The sequence below is a fragment of the Arthrobacter sp. efr-133-R2A-120 genome, assembly GCF_030209835.1.
In the GTDB taxonomy this organism is placed as follows: domain Bacteria; phylum Actinomycetota; class Actinomycetes; order Actinomycetales; family Micrococcaceae; genus Arthrobacter.
Genome location: NZ_JARVRF010000046.1, coordinates 44,225 through 60,540, shown reverse-complemented (window position 1 = coordinate 60,540; position 16,316 = coordinate 44,225). Strand labels below are relative to the sequence as shown.

16 protein-coding genes and 1 pseudogene are annotated in these 16,316 nt (G+C 59.7%); 5 read left to right on the top strand and 12 right to left on the bottom strand.

Translation table 11 applies throughout. The features are described from left to right. From QRN52_RS19115 to QRN52_RS19105, 3 genes and pseudogenes are all read left to right on the top strand, one after another. Positions 1-202, top strand: a 202-nt coding sequence (locus QRN52_RS19115) for a hypothetical protein (protein ID WP_284755017.1), incomplete at its 5' end; no start/stop codon positions are given. Continuing rightward, complete coding sequence (locus QRN52_RS19110) at positions 192-1,103, top strand: ribokinase (protein WP_284755016.1); 912 nt, start codon at positions 192-194, stop codon at positions 1,101-1,103. The genes QRN52_RS19115 and QRN52_RS19110, both read left to right, overlap by 11 nt. 135 nt (positions 1,104-1,238) lie before the next feature. After that, positions 1,239-1,633, top strand: a pseudogene (locus tag QRN52_RS19105) (hypothetical protein); the annotation flags it as partial. A 530-nt stretch (positions 1,634-2,163) separates the two neighbouring features. Here the strand turns inward: QRN52_RS19105 and QRN52_RS19100 are convergent. The 9 genes from QRN52_RS19100 to QRN52_RS19060 form a co-directional block, all read right to left on the bottom strand. After that, positions 2,164-2,454 carry a hypothetical protein gene (locus QRN52_RS19100; protein ID WP_284755014.1) on the bottom strand — a complete coding sequence of 97 codons (291 nt, stop codon included), beginning with the start codon at positions 2,452-2,454 and terminating at the stop codon, positions 2,164-2,166. A 260-nt stretch (positions 2,455-2,714) separates the two neighbouring features. Continuing rightward, positions 2,715-3,746: a nucleoside hydrolase gene (locus QRN52_RS19095; RefSeq protein WP_284755012.1), complete on the bottom strand. Its 1,032-nt coding sequence runs from the start codon at positions 3,744-3,746 to the stop codon at positions 2,715-2,717. 223 nt (positions 3,747-3,969) lie between these two features. After that, positions 3,970-4,695, bottom strand: a complete 726-nt coding sequence (locus QRN52_RS19090; RefSeq protein WP_284755011.1) for a gluconate 2-dehydrogenase subunit 3 family protein — start codon at positions 4,693-4,695, stop codon at positions 3,970-3,972. 44 nt (positions 4,696-4,739) lie between these two features. Further along, entirely contained in the window at positions 4,740-6,392 is a 1,653-nt protein-coding gene (locus QRN52_RS19085) for a GMC family oxidoreductase (RefSeq protein ID WP_284755010.1), read from the bottom strand. Positions 6,393-6,464: 72 nt separating this feature from the next. Next, positions 6,465-7,526 (bottom strand): ABC transporter permease, encoded by a 1,062-nt coding sequence (locus tag QRN52_RS19080; RefSeq protein ID WP_284755008.1) that lies wholly within the window; start codon positions 7,524-7,526, stop codon positions 6,465-6,467. Positions 7,527-7,570: 44 nt separating this feature from the next. Next, positions 7,571-9,166 (bottom strand): sugar ABC transporter ATP-binding protein, encoded by a 1,596-nt coding sequence (locus QRN52_RS19075; protein WP_284755007.1) that lies wholly within the window; start codon positions 9,164-9,166, stop codon positions 7,571-7,573. A 59-nt stretch (positions 9,167-9,225) separates the two neighbouring features. Continuing rightward, entirely contained in the window at positions 9,226-10,173 is a 948-nt protein-coding gene (locus QRN52_RS19070) for a sugar ABC transporter substrate-binding protein (protein WP_284755006.1), read from the bottom strand. Positions 10,174-10,541: 368 nt separating this feature from the next. Then, the gene (locus tag QRN52_RS19065) at positions 10,542-11,387 is read right to left on the bottom strand and encodes an aldo/keto reductase (RefSeq protein ID WP_284755004.1); all 846 of its coding nucleotides are present in this window, start codon (positions 11,385-11,387) and stop codon (positions 10,542-10,544) included. 92 nt (positions 11,388-11,479) lie between these two features. Beyond that, entirely contained in the window at positions 11,480-11,917 is a 438-nt protein-coding gene (locus QRN52_RS19060) for a GlcG/HbpS family heme-binding protein (RefSeq protein WP_284755002.1), read from the bottom strand. Positions 11,918-12,280: 363 nt separating this feature from the next. On the opposite strand from QRN52_RS19060, the gene QRN52_RS19055 reads away from it, so the two are divergent. Beyond that, complete coding sequence (locus QRN52_RS19055) at positions 12,281-12,706, top strand: RbsD/FucU family protein (RefSeq protein WP_284755001.1); 426 nt, start codon at positions 12,281-12,283, stop codon at positions 12,704-12,706. Here the strand turns inward: QRN52_RS19055 and QRN52_RS19050 are convergent. From QRN52_RS19050 to QRN52_RS19040, 3 genes are all read right to left on the bottom strand, one after another. Next, positions 12,670-13,299: a glycoside hydrolase family protein gene (locus QRN52_RS19050; protein ID WP_284755021.1), complete on the bottom strand. Its 630-nt coding sequence runs from the start codon at positions 13,297-13,299 to the stop codon at positions 12,670-12,672. The two genes, QRN52_RS19055 and QRN52_RS19050, sit on opposite strands and share 37 nt — an antisense overlap. A 431-nt stretch (positions 13,300-13,730) precedes the next feature. Next, positions 13,731-14,726 carry an aldo/keto reductase family protein gene (locus QRN52_RS19045; protein WP_284754999.1) on the bottom strand — a complete coding sequence of 332 codons (996 nt, stop codon included), beginning with the start codon at positions 14,724-14,726 and terminating at the stop codon, positions 13,731-13,733. Positions 14,727-14,737: 11 nt separating this feature from the next. After that, on the bottom strand, positions 14,738-15,805 hold the full coding sequence (locus QRN52_RS19040) for a LacI family DNA-binding transcriptional regulator (protein WP_284754997.1): 1,068 nt from the start codon (positions 15,803-15,805) through the stop codon (positions 14,738-14,740). Positions 15,806-15,877: 72 nt separating this feature from the next. On the opposite strand from QRN52_RS19040, the gene QRN52_RS24030 reads away from it, so the two are divergent. Beyond that, positions 15,878-16,030, top strand: a complete 153-nt coding sequence (locus QRN52_RS24030; protein ID WP_502869732.1) for a hypothetical protein — start codon at positions 15,878-15,880, stop codon at positions 16,028-16,030. Positions 16,031-16,316: the final 286 nt, after the last annotated feature.

Below are 16,316 nucleotides of genomic sequence, written 5' to 3'. Positions count from 1 at the left end.
GCAACGAACTCTCACACACCACCGGCCTGCACATCCCGGTCGACGCGGGCGTCGCAGCAGCCTTCCTCCGATGAAGGACTCACTAACTCCCGGACTATTGGTCGCGGTGAACGACGCACACGGGCGCGTTCCCGACCAAACATTCGGTTCGATCAATCAAGAACTGGCCCCCACGAACACCAAGGAGAAGCATGTCCACTGAAGTAGTCGTCGTCGGGTCGGCAAATCTGGACTACATCATCCAGCTGGATGCGCCTCCAGAACCAGGGCAGACGGTTCTTGCACACCATTTCCACACCCAATCAGGCGGCAAGGGCGCCAATCAGGCTGTGGCCGCGGCACGCTTGGGGAGTTCCGTCAGGTTCATCGCCGCCATCGGAGACGATGCCGAGGGAGCGGCCATGCTCAGCAGCCTCAAGGCTGAAGGGATAGATACCAGCCAGGTCCAGATCTTGCCGGGCGGACGAACTGGCGCCGCGTTTGTCTCGGTCTTCCCCAACGGGGAGAATTCCATCTCGGTGGTTGCCGGAGCGAATCTTGGCCTATCCGAAGTCCACGTACGAGAATCCCTGAACCACGTTCGCCGCGGGGCAATCGTTGTGGTGCAGGCGGAGGTGCCGGTGGCTACTATCCAGGAGACCTTGGATGCCTCACAGCGGGCCGGTTTGCGGTGTGTGCTGAATCTTGCCCCATACGTGCGTATTGACGAACGTCTCCTTCGCCATGCCGATCCCCTTGTGGTGAATGAGTCCGAGGCCAGTGCGCTCCTATCCAGGCCCGTCTTCGATGAAGCAAGCTCACGCGAGGCAGCTCGTCAGCTCGGCGAGACCGCTTCCTCAGTGGTCATCACAATGGGCGCGGCAGGTGCGTACTGGCTCGACAAGGAGGATGAGGGCCACGTATCGGCTCCCGCGATTGGCCCCGTGATCGATTCCACCGGTGCGGGCGATGCCTTCGTGGGCGCACTCGCTGCGTGCTTGGCCGTCGGCCGCCCGTTGTCGGAGTCGGTCCAGTTGGGCGTTGCCGCGGGATCGTTCTCGGTCATGAGACTCGGCGCCCAGTCTTCCTACCCGACAGCCCAAGGCCTGGGAACCCACGTGTGATAAACATTCTCCGCAAGAGCGGGATGCCTATCGGCGGCGCTCGAAACTGAGCCATTGTGACGGAGGCGCAATTCAGCGCCCTGCAACGGTTCATGAAGCTGTCCGTGCACGAGCAGGGGAGTCTTTTCCCGGAACATGCTCGAGGCCCTCATCAAGGGAGAACGCAACCCCGATGTGCTGGCCGGGATGGCCCGGGGCGTGTTGCGGTCGAATATCCCGGCCTCGTTGACGCGCTCACCGGGCGGTTCAAACCCCACCACGCGTTCATGGCCCGGCTGCACGTGGACCAGATCGACTCCCACACCCGGGTCATCGAAGCGCTCACTGCACGGATCGAGGAGGCGATGGTACCGTTTCGCGACGCCAGGGAAGCCCTGAGCAAATACCTCAAGGCGGCCCTGGGCATCGCGGCCATGTCGGCCGCACGGTCCAGGAACACCTACCTCGCCGCGAGAGACCACCGCTTGGCCGCCCGCCGCGGACCCAAGATAGCCTTCGTCGCCGTCGAGCATTCCATCCTGACCGCGGCCGACGCGAGGCCCTGTGGACAGCTGAGATCCATACTCGGGGAAGTAAAGTCGACGCAGATTGGTGTTCTTGTTCAGCGAGCTGATCGGCCAGTCGTTACTGGAGGGCACTTGCTCGTCCGCCCCGTCTGGTCCAGGCCGCTCTCCCCCGACCACACCCTGAAACGGTCCCGCTGGTGCCGAAGACACGAGCAACTCGCCCACACAGCCACTACCGGGCACCGCGGACACATCCAATAGGCGCGACTTAGTACAACTTTTCGGGCACCGCGAGTGATTCTCTGGGCGGACAGGATCACCCGGAATGGCTTGCAACTTTTCCCGATGTCTTCGAGGTCGAGGCTGGCTGGGTTCACCTGCCAGCCCGATGAAGCCGGCGGAGGATCGGAACAGGTCGCTCCATTTGCAGTAGGCCGGGCTGCTGCGTTTCGGCTCCCAGGCGGGGAGAATTCGATGCATATTGTCCGGAAGAAATCAGAGCACTGTCTTTGACAGGCCGTGACCGTGTTTAAGGCAACTGTGCCGGCGCCGCTTTACCGTGACAAAGAGTCAACGTTCCATTCGGTGCTGCCGGGCTCACGGTGCGTTCGGCACACATATTTGATGTGCGTTGCAGTTCCCAGTGAATTTTCCACATCGGCTGTCACATTGACCGTCCAGACCGGGTCACCTCCCGATCTTGTGGCATCGCTGAAGGCAATCGAACCGGAATCATGCAGGGCCATTCTGATCGTTTCGTAGCAGGCCTTCTCAGCGGCTGCACCTGTATTGCCCTGGAAAAAGGTCGCGATCCACGAAACCAAGAGAGTCAGCGCAAAGATCATACGTCGTCCGGGGAGCCGCGGACCGGGTCGGCCTTCAGCGGCCGCCGTTCGAGTGCGCCCTGCAAGGGATGCTGGTCCCTGACCTGGTTTCATGTCCTGCTCTTTTCACCAATATGCGGCCGGCACCTGCTCGTGCGGGCACGGGATTACCGTAGAAAACGATCTTGAGTAGGCGAAACTACCTGAGGGAGTTTGCCCGAAAGCCATGTGCCACTCCGCCCGGGGTTCGGGCGGAGTGGCACATGTTCCGTACGCGGAATCTACGAAGAGGCGCCCTGAGTTTCCAGTTCCTTCGTAACGCCGTTTCCAAGGGGTGCAGTGAGGCGATCTGCGAAGAAGTGGCTGACCCGGGGACCGTCCACTTCGAGTGCCACGTCCATGTTCGGTGGCAGCTTCTTGGGGTTGGTGCGCAAGAGATCCTGCTGTCCGTTCGCGTTCGCAACGTACATGTCACGTTCGATCGGCGTCAGGTTGTACTCCGTGGCGATGTGCAGCGGGAACAGCTTCAGCAAGGTCTGATCGAAGGCATGCATGACCACGAGCGGATCATGCAGCCACAGGGCCGTGTGTTCGGTTGCAATTCCCACGGCGGTGTAGATCAGCTTTTCCTGCGGGGGCCACAGGTCGAGAATCCGGGTGGCCATTTCCGTAATCGGAGTGTCGGCTTTCCTGATGCGGTCTTCGTCCTCTTTCAACAGTGGCGTGTAGAGCGTCACATCACACGGAACGTATGTGATCGGCATGCCGGAGTTCAGAACGATTTCAGCAGCGATGGCATCGTTGTTGAAGTTGTACTCCTCGCGAGGCGAGCGACGGACGCCCTTCTCATCCACAATCGGGATAACAACGCCCGCCATGATGATGAGTTCCTTGATGTTCTCCACGACCCGCGGTTCGCGAAGGATGGCGTGGGCGACGTTTGACACCGTACCCAGGGTGACGACCTTGATTTCACCCGGGTTGTTCATGATCGTTTCGATGATGAAATCAACCGCGTGCTGGTCTTCGTACTGGGGCTCTTCGCCCTCTTCGAGGATGCCCTCGCCCTCGAAACCGAACATCAGTGCATGGCCGCGCATCGGCATACCGATGCCCTTGAACACCGGGATGTCGCTGCGGCCGGCCGCTTCCAGGACCTTGACTGCGATCTGAGCCCGCAGGTGCGTGTCTCCGTAGCAGGTGGTGACGCCTTCGACGATCAGCTCCGGCGACTGAGCCGCGAACATCACCGCAAAGGCGTCGTCGTAGTAGGTTCCGATATCCGTATCGAGAATGATGCGGGTCTTTTCCACTTTCTTACTCCAATCTTCGTTGGCTGGATAAACAGTTATGTCTAACATCTTGTGACATTTATCATTATGTCACACGTACTTGGGAGCCCGTCAAGGGTTTATAGCCCCATTTTTTCGATGCACCCAGGAAGTTTCCGAGCCTTGATGATTCTGGTAACAGAAAATAACAAATGCGATGGTTGTGTTGGGCTCGGTAACGAAAACTTGCCGGCCTCAGCCCGCCCTAGCGGCCGAAGCGCTGAACCCTGGGACTTTGCGGGTACGGCCAGGTGGCTCCCATGATCATGTAGTCAGTCGTCGTGTAACGGCCGGCTACCGTGTCCGCCAATGATTTCGGCCCGTCGAACCCGATGACTCGCCACCCGACAAAATTTTTGTTCCCTCCATACACGGGATCGGCATAGAAGCCCTGACGCGTATGCGCGACGAGCATGTCGAAGAATCCGAGGCCGGCGTCGCTGACCGGTTGGTTGGTCGGGGGCGGGCCGCCCTCCCCTGAGTTGAAAATTTCGTCATCGTGCAACTGAACGTGCCGCGGCTTTGGCCGCCCGGAGGTTTCAACGAGCAGCGCGTCCTGCTCGTCATCCGACAGCTCGTGGAAGTCCTTGGCGTATTTGTCCAGACTGAGCGCCTTCAGGGCCGCTAGTCCTTCGCGGTAGACGGACTGCCTGTGCCTGATTCGCGCTTGCCAGGCTTCGGCTTCCTTCCCGCGTATTTCCAGGAATCCGTCACCAGTGGCGCTGGCATACACGAAGTCACCAGACAGAAATCGGTCCAGAAATCGTACGACGTCGGCTTCCGCCGCCCCGGGATCGTAATCCGTGGGGATGATTCTGGCCGTCGCGGCCCGGACGAGGGTCCACTCATCGTCCGTAAAAAACAGGGGCCCGTCTACGTCTCGAGCCGAAATTGGCACTGTGGGCCAGTGGGCCTGGGATTGGCTGACCATGGGAGAAACCCTCCTTGTTGTCTGTTGAATCAGGGAAAGTGGCGTCAGTCCGCTGTGCGGCCTTTGCCACGGACATGGATGATGCGTTCAGTGCACCGCCAGGCGTTGGCCATGATGGTAAGCGTCGGATTAACGCCGGTCGAGGTTGGGAAGAAGCTGCCGTCGAAGATGTAAAGGTTCGGCACGTCATGGGTCTGGCACCATTTGTCGACGACGGACTTTGACGGGTCGTTGCCCATCCTTGCCGTACCCATCTCGTGGCAGCAGTTTCCTGTGATCTTTTCGAGGTTAACGGGGATGATCTTGCTGGCGCCCGCCACCTCAAGAATTTCCATGTTCTTGGCAACCTGCCACTTGGCCTGGGCGAAGTCGTTGGCATGAGGGGTGTGGGTAATCCGGGCGACTGGCAGCCCCCAGGCATCGACGACGTTTGGGTCAAGGTCTACCCTGTTGGATTCGACGGGTAGATCCTGGACCATGACACCGAGCTTCATGCTGTGGTTGAACAGATCGCGATCAGTGTCCTTAGAGGCCTGTCCCCAAGTGGGTCGCCCGGGGAAGGTCCAGTTGACGGGATGGCCAAGCATAGAGGCGAAGATGAGCGTTCCCAGCATGTGACCGCGGCCATAGTCAGTCTGGTAGTAATCGAACGACATGGTGTTCATGTAGTGGCCGGCCCAGGGATACAGGGGATCAACCACCTCCTTGTCGAACAGTCCGATCGCGAAGAGGTACTCGTGGAAAGTGGCGTTTGCTCCAAGCAGACCACTGCTGTTGGCGAGCCCGTTGGCATGAGTCGCTGACTTCGATAGTTGAAGCAGGCGCGTGGTTTCAATTGCCCCGGCGCAGCAGATCACGATGTCGGCAAGCTGCTCAACCTCATTGCCATCGGCGTCGGTGTAAATGACGCCCTTGGCTGTTCCGTCCGGGTGAAGGACGATCTCCCGGACATAGCAGTCCGGCCTGAGATCAAGCAACCCCGTGGCAAGTGCGTCCGGAATGAACGTATTCGCCGTTGAAGATTTGGCCCCTACGGGGTCGCCATACTGCTGCCAGAAGCCCGAATTCACGTGCGGGTTGCGGCCTCGATACGGCTCGGTGACCATTGCCTGCGGAATCGGGAACGTGCTCTGGCCCATCTTTTTCATGGCCTGCGCAAAAACACGCCCATAGTGCGTCAGCTCGACCGGCTTCGTGGGGTATCCCTTAGAACGAGGTCCTTCCCATCGGTTGGCGCCGGCAAGTCCCGAAGTGCCGAGCTCCCATTCAACGCGCGTGTAGTACGGCTCGAGGTCACCGTATTCGATCGGCCAGTCGACCAGACTCGCGCCGGGAATATCACCGTGCAGCGAACGGAGGCGGAAGTCGTCCTCCGTCATCCGGGGAACGATGCCGCCCCAATGAATCGTTCCGCCCCCGACGCCTTGGGGGGTCGGGGAGAACTGGACTTCTTCCTCCGGGCTTTCCTCGTCCGGCCGGTACGTGCGTGGCTTCAGCTGAGGATCCGGCCAGACGTAGTTCCGGTTCAGGTATTTGAGTTCATCACCGGAGAATTGTTCATTTCGCAAGAATGGGCCCCGGTCAAGTGCGACCACACGGATCCCGGCCTCTGTAAACACCTTGGCGGCCGTGCCGCCGGAGGCGCCTGCACCGATGATCAATACTTCGACCGGCTCAGGTTTCTTCCTGGGAATCATGACTACCTAACCTTTCTTGCCACCTCTGAAGCGGTGACCTTTTTGGAATGAACGGGTGCCGAACTGAACGCGTCAGTGCTGTAACCCGAAGAGGAGGATTGCGCCCAGTGCCAGGCCGCAAATCAGCGGCACAGACCGTTTCAGCGCTTGGACTGAGGTTGCCGAACCGCGCCTGTTGAGTGCGACGACCGCGATCAGGATGAGTCCCTGAACCATGGCCTGGATGTAGGGATTGACGTTGAGTAGATCCAGGATGTTGGTGATGAACTGGATGATCAGGACGCCGACTGCAACGCCCCGGATGGTTCCGACTCCGCCTGTGAGCGGGGCGCCGCCGACGACGACGGCCGCGATGGCTGCAAGTTCATAGCCGTGGCCGTAAGCCGGGTCCGCGGTCTGCAGTCGTGACATCAGGACAAGGGCTCCCATGCCGGCACAGAGGCCTGAAATCATGTAAACCGTCATGCGGTGCCGAACGACCGGGATGCCGGCGAAATGGGCCGCTTCCTCGTTGCCGCCCAGGACGTAGATTTGACGCCCGAAAACAGTCTTTGACAGCACAATCTGAGCGATCGCAACGGTCAGGACGAAAACGATCACCGGAACAGGTATGCCGAATACCTCAGTGCTGAGCCATTTCAGCGCGTTGTCGCCCCGCAGCCGGATCGGGTTCGAACCCGAGAGGAAAAACGCGGCGCCAGTGGCGATCGTCATGGTTCCCAGGGTGATGATGAAGGGCTGTAACCGACCGAAGGCGATTCCGAGCCCATTAATTGTGCCCACGAACAGCCCTGTAAACAATGCGCCCAGGATGACTCCGACCGGGCCGTAAGGCGCCATCTTCGCACCGACAATGGCCGCCAGGGCCAAGGTGGCTCCGATCGAAAGGTCAATGCCGGCACCCCCAGCGATTATCACGAATCCCTGCCCCACTGCCAGTAGACCGATTATCGAGGCGAGACCCAGGACGTTTCGGATGTTGTCGATGGTCATAAAGAACGGTGAAAGGGCCGATCCCAGGATCAAGACGACAACGAGTGCCGGGAGCGCTCCGGCTTTGCGTAGGGCCGCCGGAGTCCATTCCCGACGTAAGTTCTGCTTTTGGGGAGTCGGCGTTGCGACTTCAGTGCTCATGTGCGTTTCCTTCTCAGAGAATCAGAATGGTTCCGGGATCTGACTTAGACCATCGCGGAGGAGAGGATGCGTTCTTCTGTGGCCCCCATGGCCGGGATGTCATCCACAAGACGGCCGTCCCGCATGACAAGGATCCGGTCCGCAATCGCCAGCAGCTCAGACAGCTCCGAGGAGATAACGAGTACCCCGGCTCCACCCTTTGCGAGTCCGTTGATGAGTCGGTAAATCTGGAACTTGGCGTTCACGTCGACCCCCCGTGTGGGTTCGTCGAAGATGTAGACCGGAAAGTCGTTGAGAAAGCACCTGGCGATGACCACTTTTTGCTGGTTTCCCCCACTCAATGTCCCTACAGGCACGCCGGCTCCGGCCGCCTTCACGCTGAGCTTGCCGATCAGGTCCCGCGCCAGCTGCGCAGACCGCGTCCTGCTGAGCCACCCGCCTTTGGAGATGACCTCCGGTTGCGACAGCGCGAAGTTCTCTTCGATGGTCATGTCCAGTACCAGCCCCTGGCTTTTCCTTTCTTCAGGAACCATCACGATGCCCGCGCGGAAGGCTTCCCGGGGATTACGTATCCGATGCGGCACCCCATTCACCTCGACGGTGCCGGAATCGTAGTTGTCAACGCCGAAGATCGCCCGTGCAACTTCGCTGCGGCCCGCACCCAGCAGCCCTCCCATGCCCACGATTTCACCGGGGTTCAACTCAAAGCTGATGTCCTCGAATTTGCCGGGACTCGACAGGTTCTTCACCGAAAGTCTCGGGGGCATCTTGATCTGCCCGGATTTGACCTCGAAATCAATGCCTGCCCGGTTTTGAATCTCGTGCGTGAACCGTTCAACCGGGCGTCCTACCATGGCCTTGACAATATCGTCGTGGCTCATCTCGCTCATCGGCTTGGTGACGATCTTGACTCCGTCCCGAAGCACCGTGACAGTGTCGGCAATCCGGGACAGATCCTGGAGACGGTGGCTGACCAGGATGAAGGCTGTGCCGGCGTCCTTGGCCTTTTCCACAACCTCGAAAAGGTGGGCGACTTCCGGCTCCGTCAGAGCGGCGGTTGGCTCGTCCAGGATGATGATCCTGGCTTTGCCAACAAAACTCCTGCCGATCATGACTAGTTGCTGGATGCCGGGGGAATGCTCGCTCAGCTCTGAGAACGGATCGATGGAGAGGCCGAGGGAATCCAGCACAGGCTGCGCCTTGGCCCTCAGAGCGTTGCGTGAGACCATCCCGGAGCGCGCCGGGAAGGCAGCAACGCATAGGTTCTCCGCTACAGACATGTGGGGGACAAGGGAGAGCTCCTGCGGGACGGCGCTGACTCCGAGCAGCCGGGCGTCTTGGGGGGAGGTGAGATGCACCCTCTTGTTATCGATGTATACCTCCCCCGCGTCCGGCTGCTCGAGACCGCAGATGACCTTCGACAGAGTTGACTTGCCGGCCCCGTTTTCACCGCTTATCGCATGGACGGTTCCAGGAAAGATGTCCAGGTCCACGGAGGTGAGGGCTTGCACCCCCGGGTAGGTCTTCGATATTCCGCGCAAGGCCACGACTGTCCCGTCGAAGGTGCCGTTGCGTGCCTCGGAATCGGGATGCTTTCCGAGCGGAGCTGATCCGTGAATTGGAAGCCATGATTTCTTCATGAGAGTTGTCTTTCCTGCATCGGCGGTTGCTGGACGGCGAAAGGTCGGTCAGACCGCGCTTAGCCCGCGGATCCCCAGGTGGTCTTGTCGTACGCTGGGGCGTTGTCTTTGGTCAGGAGAAGCGGCTGCTCAAGCATGATGCGCTTGGGGTAATCCTTTTTCTCAATGGCCTGAATGGCTACTCGAAGGGCCAGATCCGCGTGCAGGGGCGTCGCGGGAACAGCGGCCGAGACTTCTCCGCGCTGGATGGCCGCAGTGGTGGACTTGTCGTCCCCCCACGTATAGAGAGGAATGTCTGTCCGGCCCGTCTGTTGCATCGCGGCGTAAACACCCAGCGCCATTTCGCTGTATTGGGTGTACCAGGCGTCGATCTTCTTCCCCTGAGGTGACTGGAGGAAGCTGAGTGCAGCCTGATAGGCCTTCGTGCGATCGAAGTCGCCGGGAGAAGTTTCATTCACCGTGATGTCCGGATACTTGGACTTCAGGGTGGCTATGAAACCTTCGTGGCGCAGAATCTGGGGCGAGGACCCCATCGTTCCTTGCGTCTCCACCACGGTGCCTTTACCCTTCAGCGACTCGCCGATGGTATTGGCAATCTGGATAGCACCTTGCTTGTAGTCAAGGTAGACCCAAGAATCAGGGCAGTCGGTGTCGACCGTCCGTTCCATGCCGATGACGAAAATGCCGGCTTTGCAGACTGCATCGATGGCGGGAGTCAACGGACCCACCGACTGGGGAAATACCAGGATGCCGCTGACCTTCTGGCTCACGCAGGACTGAAGGTCAGCGACTTGTTCGCTCGGATCATTCGTTTCTGTGTACTTGATCTGGACATTGGGATGCTTGGCGGCCTCGATCATGAGGCTTTCCTTTTGTGCAGTAGACCAGGGGTTGTTGGCCAGCCCTTGAGAGAAGCAGAAGGTGTAGGTTTTGGCTGGGTCTCCAATGGGTCCGTCGGCGACGGGCAACGCTCCTGCATAGGGGAGGGTCAGCGTCTGCTTGGTCACGGGTCCTGTGACAGGGTTCCCCGGAGCCTGTTTGAGTACTGTCGCATTGTCGGGCGCATAAAGGGCGACGTTCTCGGGAAGGTAATAATTTTCTTTCGAGCCTCCGGCGTTTCCTGGGGCTCCGGCGCACGCGGAGAGTGCAAGCACACCTGCACTCAGGACGGCCGCTGCTCGAACGGAGGTCCACTTGCGGTTCGACTGCTTGGCAGTCAATGAACGCTGAATCATTTTTGTATCCTCATCTTTGAGTGTTACATGATGTGGTTAGTAACACTATCTCCACATTGTTGAAAGCGGAAGCCTTCGGATCAAATCTGTTATTTGATGTTGCAAACTACAGGAGCCAACGCAAAGTGGTTATGGCGCACTCAGTCCATAAGGTCGGGGTCGTAGGGGTTCCGGATCCCCACCTCAAGTGCGGCGATCTCCGCAAGATCGGTTTCCTCGAGCTGGAAGTCGAAGACTTGCGTGTTCTCGATCATTCGGTCGGGACTCACGGTCTTCGGGATGACCACATTTCCTTGGTCGAGGTGCCATCTGATAATCACTTGGGCCGCGGTCTTCCCGTATTTCGCGCCGATCTTCCGGAGGACGGGACTGTCAGTCAGCTTGCGGTTAGCAAACGGGTTCCCGGCCAAGGGGGACCAGGCCATCGTCGCAATGGAATGCGAGGTGTTGAATGCCTTCAACTCCGCTTGGTGCAGGCCGGGATGGAGCTCGATTTGGTTGACGGCGGGAACCACGTTTGATTCAGCCATCAGGCGGTCAAGGTGGTGGATCTGAAAATTTGCGACGCCGATGGATTTTGCGAGGCCTTCCTCTTGCAGACGCTCAAGTGCCCGCCAGCTCTCGACGTATTTGCCAATCTTCGTCATCGGCCAATGGATCAGGAAGAGATCGACATAGTCGAGGCCGAGCCGCTTAAGGCTGCCTTCGAATCCGCGGCGCGCCGCGTCATAGCCGTGGCTTTCATTGCCCAACTTGGTGGTGACGTATATTTCGCCCCGAGGGACACCGGAGCGGCGGATTCCTTCGCCCACGCCGGTTTCATTTTGGTACTGCTCGGCCGTATCCAATGACCTGTATCCAAGCTTGAGTGCCGTAGCCACGGTGTCGGCGGCAGAGGCGTCGTTTGGGCCGAAGATGCCCAGGCCGATCTGGGGAATTGTAGATCCGTCGTTGAGGGCAAAGTCGGGAATTGGCTGAATTGACATAAAGTGCTCCTTGGGGCTGGACATCTACATTGGGACATTGAGGCAGGGGTTCTGCGAGGAAAGGTGTGCTCGAGCTACGCGAAATCGAAGCTTCAGGGCGCCAGGCAAGCTGCAGCAGCCTTGATGGCAGCTTCGGCGATCTCACGGTCCTGGTTCATGGAGCTCTTTCCGGAGATTCCAACGGCACCGATCAGTTCGCCGTCGTGCAGGACAGGTAGTCCTCCGCCGATAATGGTTGCCCCTTCGATCGTGGCCACGCCATGCAGCAGGGCTTCCTCCTGACGGACAACTTCCCAGAACTCGTGCGTGGCCATGCCGTTACCGGCGACAGAGTACGCCTTGTCAACTACGATTTTCGCCGTCTGAAAGGGCGCACTGTCCATTCGTTCGAAACACACAAGGTGTCCGGCGCTGTCGACCACTGCGATGCTGACGCACACACCCATCTCCGTGGACTTTCCGACTGCGGCGTCGACGGCAACGCGCGCCAACACCCGAGTAATATTCCGTGACCTGACGAGTTTATTCACGCACGTCCTCCTTGTGTTCCACTCAAAATGAATGTTAGATAGAGTGAATATTTACAATATCGATAGCGTAGAGGCCTTCCGGCGCTGTTGTCTATAGTCAGCAATTTTCCAAACCTCCGCCGTTCCGAAGTCGGGGCGCAACTTTAGGCAGCTTCGGGATGTTGTTCGCCGAGGAGGGAGGGAGGCGCTACCTGAGAAGGCCCGCTGGTCTGCCGGGTTACGTTCGCTTCGCTCGGCAGTGAGTCAGGCCCCAGGGCCAATATCGGCCGGATTTCCTGGGGACCCGCCCATGACGCAGTTGCTTTTCGGGCATAAAAGGGTTCAGCGCCGTCGTCAACGTGTTCGTAGATCGAAAGAAGATCCATGCTAAGAAACATCAACCCGCTGCTCAGCGGAGAGCTCTTGAAGATGCTCGATGAAATGGGGCACGGCGATCGGCTTGCCCTGGTCGACAGAAACTATCCTGCCTATTCGAGCGGCTGCCCCGTGATACAAATTCGAGGAACTCGTCTGCTGCAGGCAGCACAGGCGATCCTCAGTGTTCTTCCGTTGGACAGCTTTGTCGAGCATCCGCTTGAGCGCATGCATCCGGACGGAGACCCGGCGACGGTGACTGAAATCCAGACCCGATTTCTTCGCATGGCTTCCGAGTCCACCGGCCTAGAACTGGTCTACGGGGCCGTGGAGCGACACGACTTTTACAGGCGGGTACGGGATTCGTTCGTCGTGGTGCAGACCGCGGAAGATCAGCCCTATGCGTGCTTCATGCTCCAGAAAGGCGTCGTTTGAAGAAGCCGCCTGAACCCTCCAATTTCGGTTGACGATAACAAGATTCGCTCAGGCACTGGTGGATGGCGGCCATCGACGGACAAAGCCAGCCGAGCCGTGGTGAAGAAGACCGGGTAGGTCACTGCTCCGTAGAAGTCAAAGCCATAATCGAGCCATTCCGGCTCGGGACGGTAGGGCGTGAAGGAACTGCCGTCGAAGGCTCCAGTCCAGTAGGCGTACGTCGCGGGCAGTCCGCGACCCTTGCCGTTCGCACTTGTACCGAGGACCCAGTGCGAGGTACCGTCGTCGGCTGTAATACAAAAGATGTCGGGGCACTCGAGCACCCCCAAGTAGTTACGCTGGAACTCGCCGACGCGCTGCCAGGACCGCAGGTCCGGTGAGGCGTAGAAACCGAGCTTTTGCGCTTCGGCGTTGACCATGAACCACCGGTCACAGTCAGCGTCCCAGATCACTTTGGGATCGCGGAAATCATTCACTCCCGGGTTGGGCAGCACAGGGGCCGGGCCGCCGGCCTGAAACGACCGCCCGCGGTCTGTGGAATACCAAAGGTACTGGGCCTGGCGGCCGTCCGGCGCTTGGGTGACAAGGGCTATTACCGCCCCGCTCCGTATCCCGCAGTGTTTCGCTCGTCAACCACGAGGCACCCTGACCAGCAGTCGCCGTTGCTGTTGCTGAACTTCTTGATCGCTACACCGCAGTCACGGAACGTGACGTGATCGGTGGTGGTGGGTCGTAGCTGCCGCGGCGGACCCGACCTGTCCCGACAGCGCAATCGACCCGCCGAGCGCGACCGCACTGGCTCCAGTGAGTAGTACACGGCGCGAGACCGATGGTGATGCTTCCATGAGTTTCACTTTCTTTTCGGGCGGCATCGGTGCTGCCACATAAGTGGTTTCTGATAATCTGTCCAAAGAGGCCCTATGGCAGGGCAACAGGTTCCGAGCAGTCCCAAGGACCCGTCAGCCGGGACCCCATCAAAAACCTGCCTTAGCAGCGCGGCTCTATGAGTTGTGGCAGTTCCGGCCTAAACCCGCTCCGGGAAAGACTCAACCTTCGCAGGGTCGCGCTCCACGACGTCGCCAAGAGTATCGTCGATCAGTTCAAGCGTTTCGCGCCCTAGAACCAGCTCGGCAGCTTTGACTGTGTCGTCGAGCTGTTCGGGGCGGCTGGCGCCGACAATCGCTGCGGAAACGTTCGGGTTGGCCAACACCCAGGCCACGGCCAGGGTGGCTAACGGCACGCCTAGATCTTGGGCTATCGGCTTGAGCTTCTCCACGCGTTCGAGCACCTCCGGCTGCATGAACTTGTGCTCGGTCTTCAGTCCGCCGTCATCGTCGCTGAAACGGCTGCCGGCTGGAACCGTGGAAGCGCCGTATTTGCCGCTCAACACCCCTTGGCCCAGCGGTGACCAGCACACCTGGGTGATCCCGAGCTCTTCGCAGACCGGCACTACCTCAGGCTCGATCACGCGCCACAGCATGTTGTACTGCGGTTGGTTCGACACGAGCCCGATGCCCAGTTGGGCCGCCAGCGCTGCGCCGGCCCGGATCTCTTCAACGGTCCATTCGGACACGCCGATGTAGTGGGCTTTACCGGCGCGGACGATGTCCGCGAAGGCCCCCATGGTTTCTTCCAGCGGGGTTTCGTAGTCATAGCGGTGAGCCTGGTAAACGTCCACGTAGTCCGTCTGCAGACGCCTCAGCGAACCGTTGATGGATTCCATTACGTGCTTGCGGGACAGGCCGCGGTCGTTCTTGCCCGGTCCCGTGGGGAAGAACGCCTTGGTCATGAGCTCCACGCCTTCGCGCCGGACTCCCTTCAGGGCTTCGCCGAGCATGGATTCGGCCTTGGTGCCTGCATAGGCGTCCGCGGTGTCGAAAGTGGTGATGCCCAGATCCAGCGCCTTGCGGACGCATTCGGTGGCGAGGTCCTGGTCCACGGTTTCGCCATGCGTAGCCCAGTTGCCCAGTGCTATGGCGCTGACGTACATGCCGCTTGTGCCGAGTTTGCGGTATTGCATGAAGTTTCCTTTCAGGGGGTGCCGGAGCGTCCGGCGGAATGAGGAGAATCCGGGATCCTGGCAGTTGAGCGCAGGGCACGGGGAGGTGCGGTGGTCTCCCGCACAACCAGGCGTGCCGGAAACACGAGGGTGGCAGGGGGCCGTCCATTCAGGATGTCCAGGAGGATCCGGGCGGCGTCCTGTCCTTGTTCGGCTACTTCGTGGTCCATGGTTGTCAGGTCCACGACGTCACAGAGCTCATGATTGTCGAACCCCAGCACGGAGAAATCCCGTGGAACGTCCAAGCCGGCCTTGCGGAGGACCTTGAGAACACCGAAGGCCATCTCATCGGAGGCGACAAAAGCCGCTGTCGGGACCTGTTCCGCGACAAGCAGCCGCGACATGGCAGCGGCACCCCCCGCGACGCTGTTCTCATCCAACTGTTCAAGCTTGCTGTCCCGGGGCAGTCCGACTTCGGAGAGGGCCTCCCGATAGCCCACCAGCCGTTGCAAGGGAGGTACACCGCCGAGGTTGCTGCCTTCCTCATCACGGATGCCGATGAACGCGATCCGTTCGTGGCCGAGATTGAGCAGATGCCTCACGGCAGCCCGCCCGGCGCCGACGTTGTCCACGGATACCGAACCGATGCCCTGCGCTTCCGCACCCAGCAGCGCCACTGCCTGACCCTGCGAAGTGAGCGATTCCAACTCGTCCTTCGTGGGCTGCAGCGCCATGATGATGACACCGTCAGTCCGACCATGCAGATGCGCGCCACCAAAGAACCGCTCCCGCTGCCCAGGTGTGGCCAGTTCGAAAAGGAGCACATCGAATCCGCCTTCCCTGAGCGTATGTGTGGCTTCACCGATGACCTTTCCGAAGAACCACTTCGCCAGGATGGGTACCACGATGCCTACTGTCATGGTCCGGCCCGTCGCCAGCCGCGAAGCAGCCGGAGACGCCGAATAGCCTAGTTCGTCGGCAGCCTCTTGCACGCGCTTGCGAGTCGCGGCGGACACGCCAGGGACGGAGCGCAGGGCACGAGAGACCGTCGATACAGAAACTCCAGCCATTTCCGCGACCGATTCCACGCTTACTGTCATGCGTCCATACTAGGGCGATTTCAACAATTAACGCAAGCGCTTGCAAAGCGCGTCATATCCATCGAGTCCTGCTTGCCTGACGACGAGGGCCGGTCCGCGATGCCCGGTTCAGCTGCCGTTCTGGTGATTCAGGATGTGGACGGGCGGACTTTCAACGGCACCATTATCGAAACCGGCACCGACTCCTACCGCCTCGCCCACACCATGGCTAAACAACCGTCTTAACGCTACTGACTCAACGCTGCTGAGATTTGGTACCAAGCAAGGTTCACTCCGGCCGGGCGGCGGTGAAAGGCCGACTTCCCTTATCTCCAAGGCATCTCTATACGGGTGGTACGCGGGAGGTTCCTTTCGACCTATGCGACATTAGCGGACAGCCCAGCCCCGTGTTATAAAACGACCGTCTTCTTTAGTCCTCCTCAGTGAGGCGAAAGTAGCTTCCGCTGGAATGTGGGAGCTATGTGCACAAGAAGACGGACCGATATCCCGTGAGCACTCCGTCCACACGGAC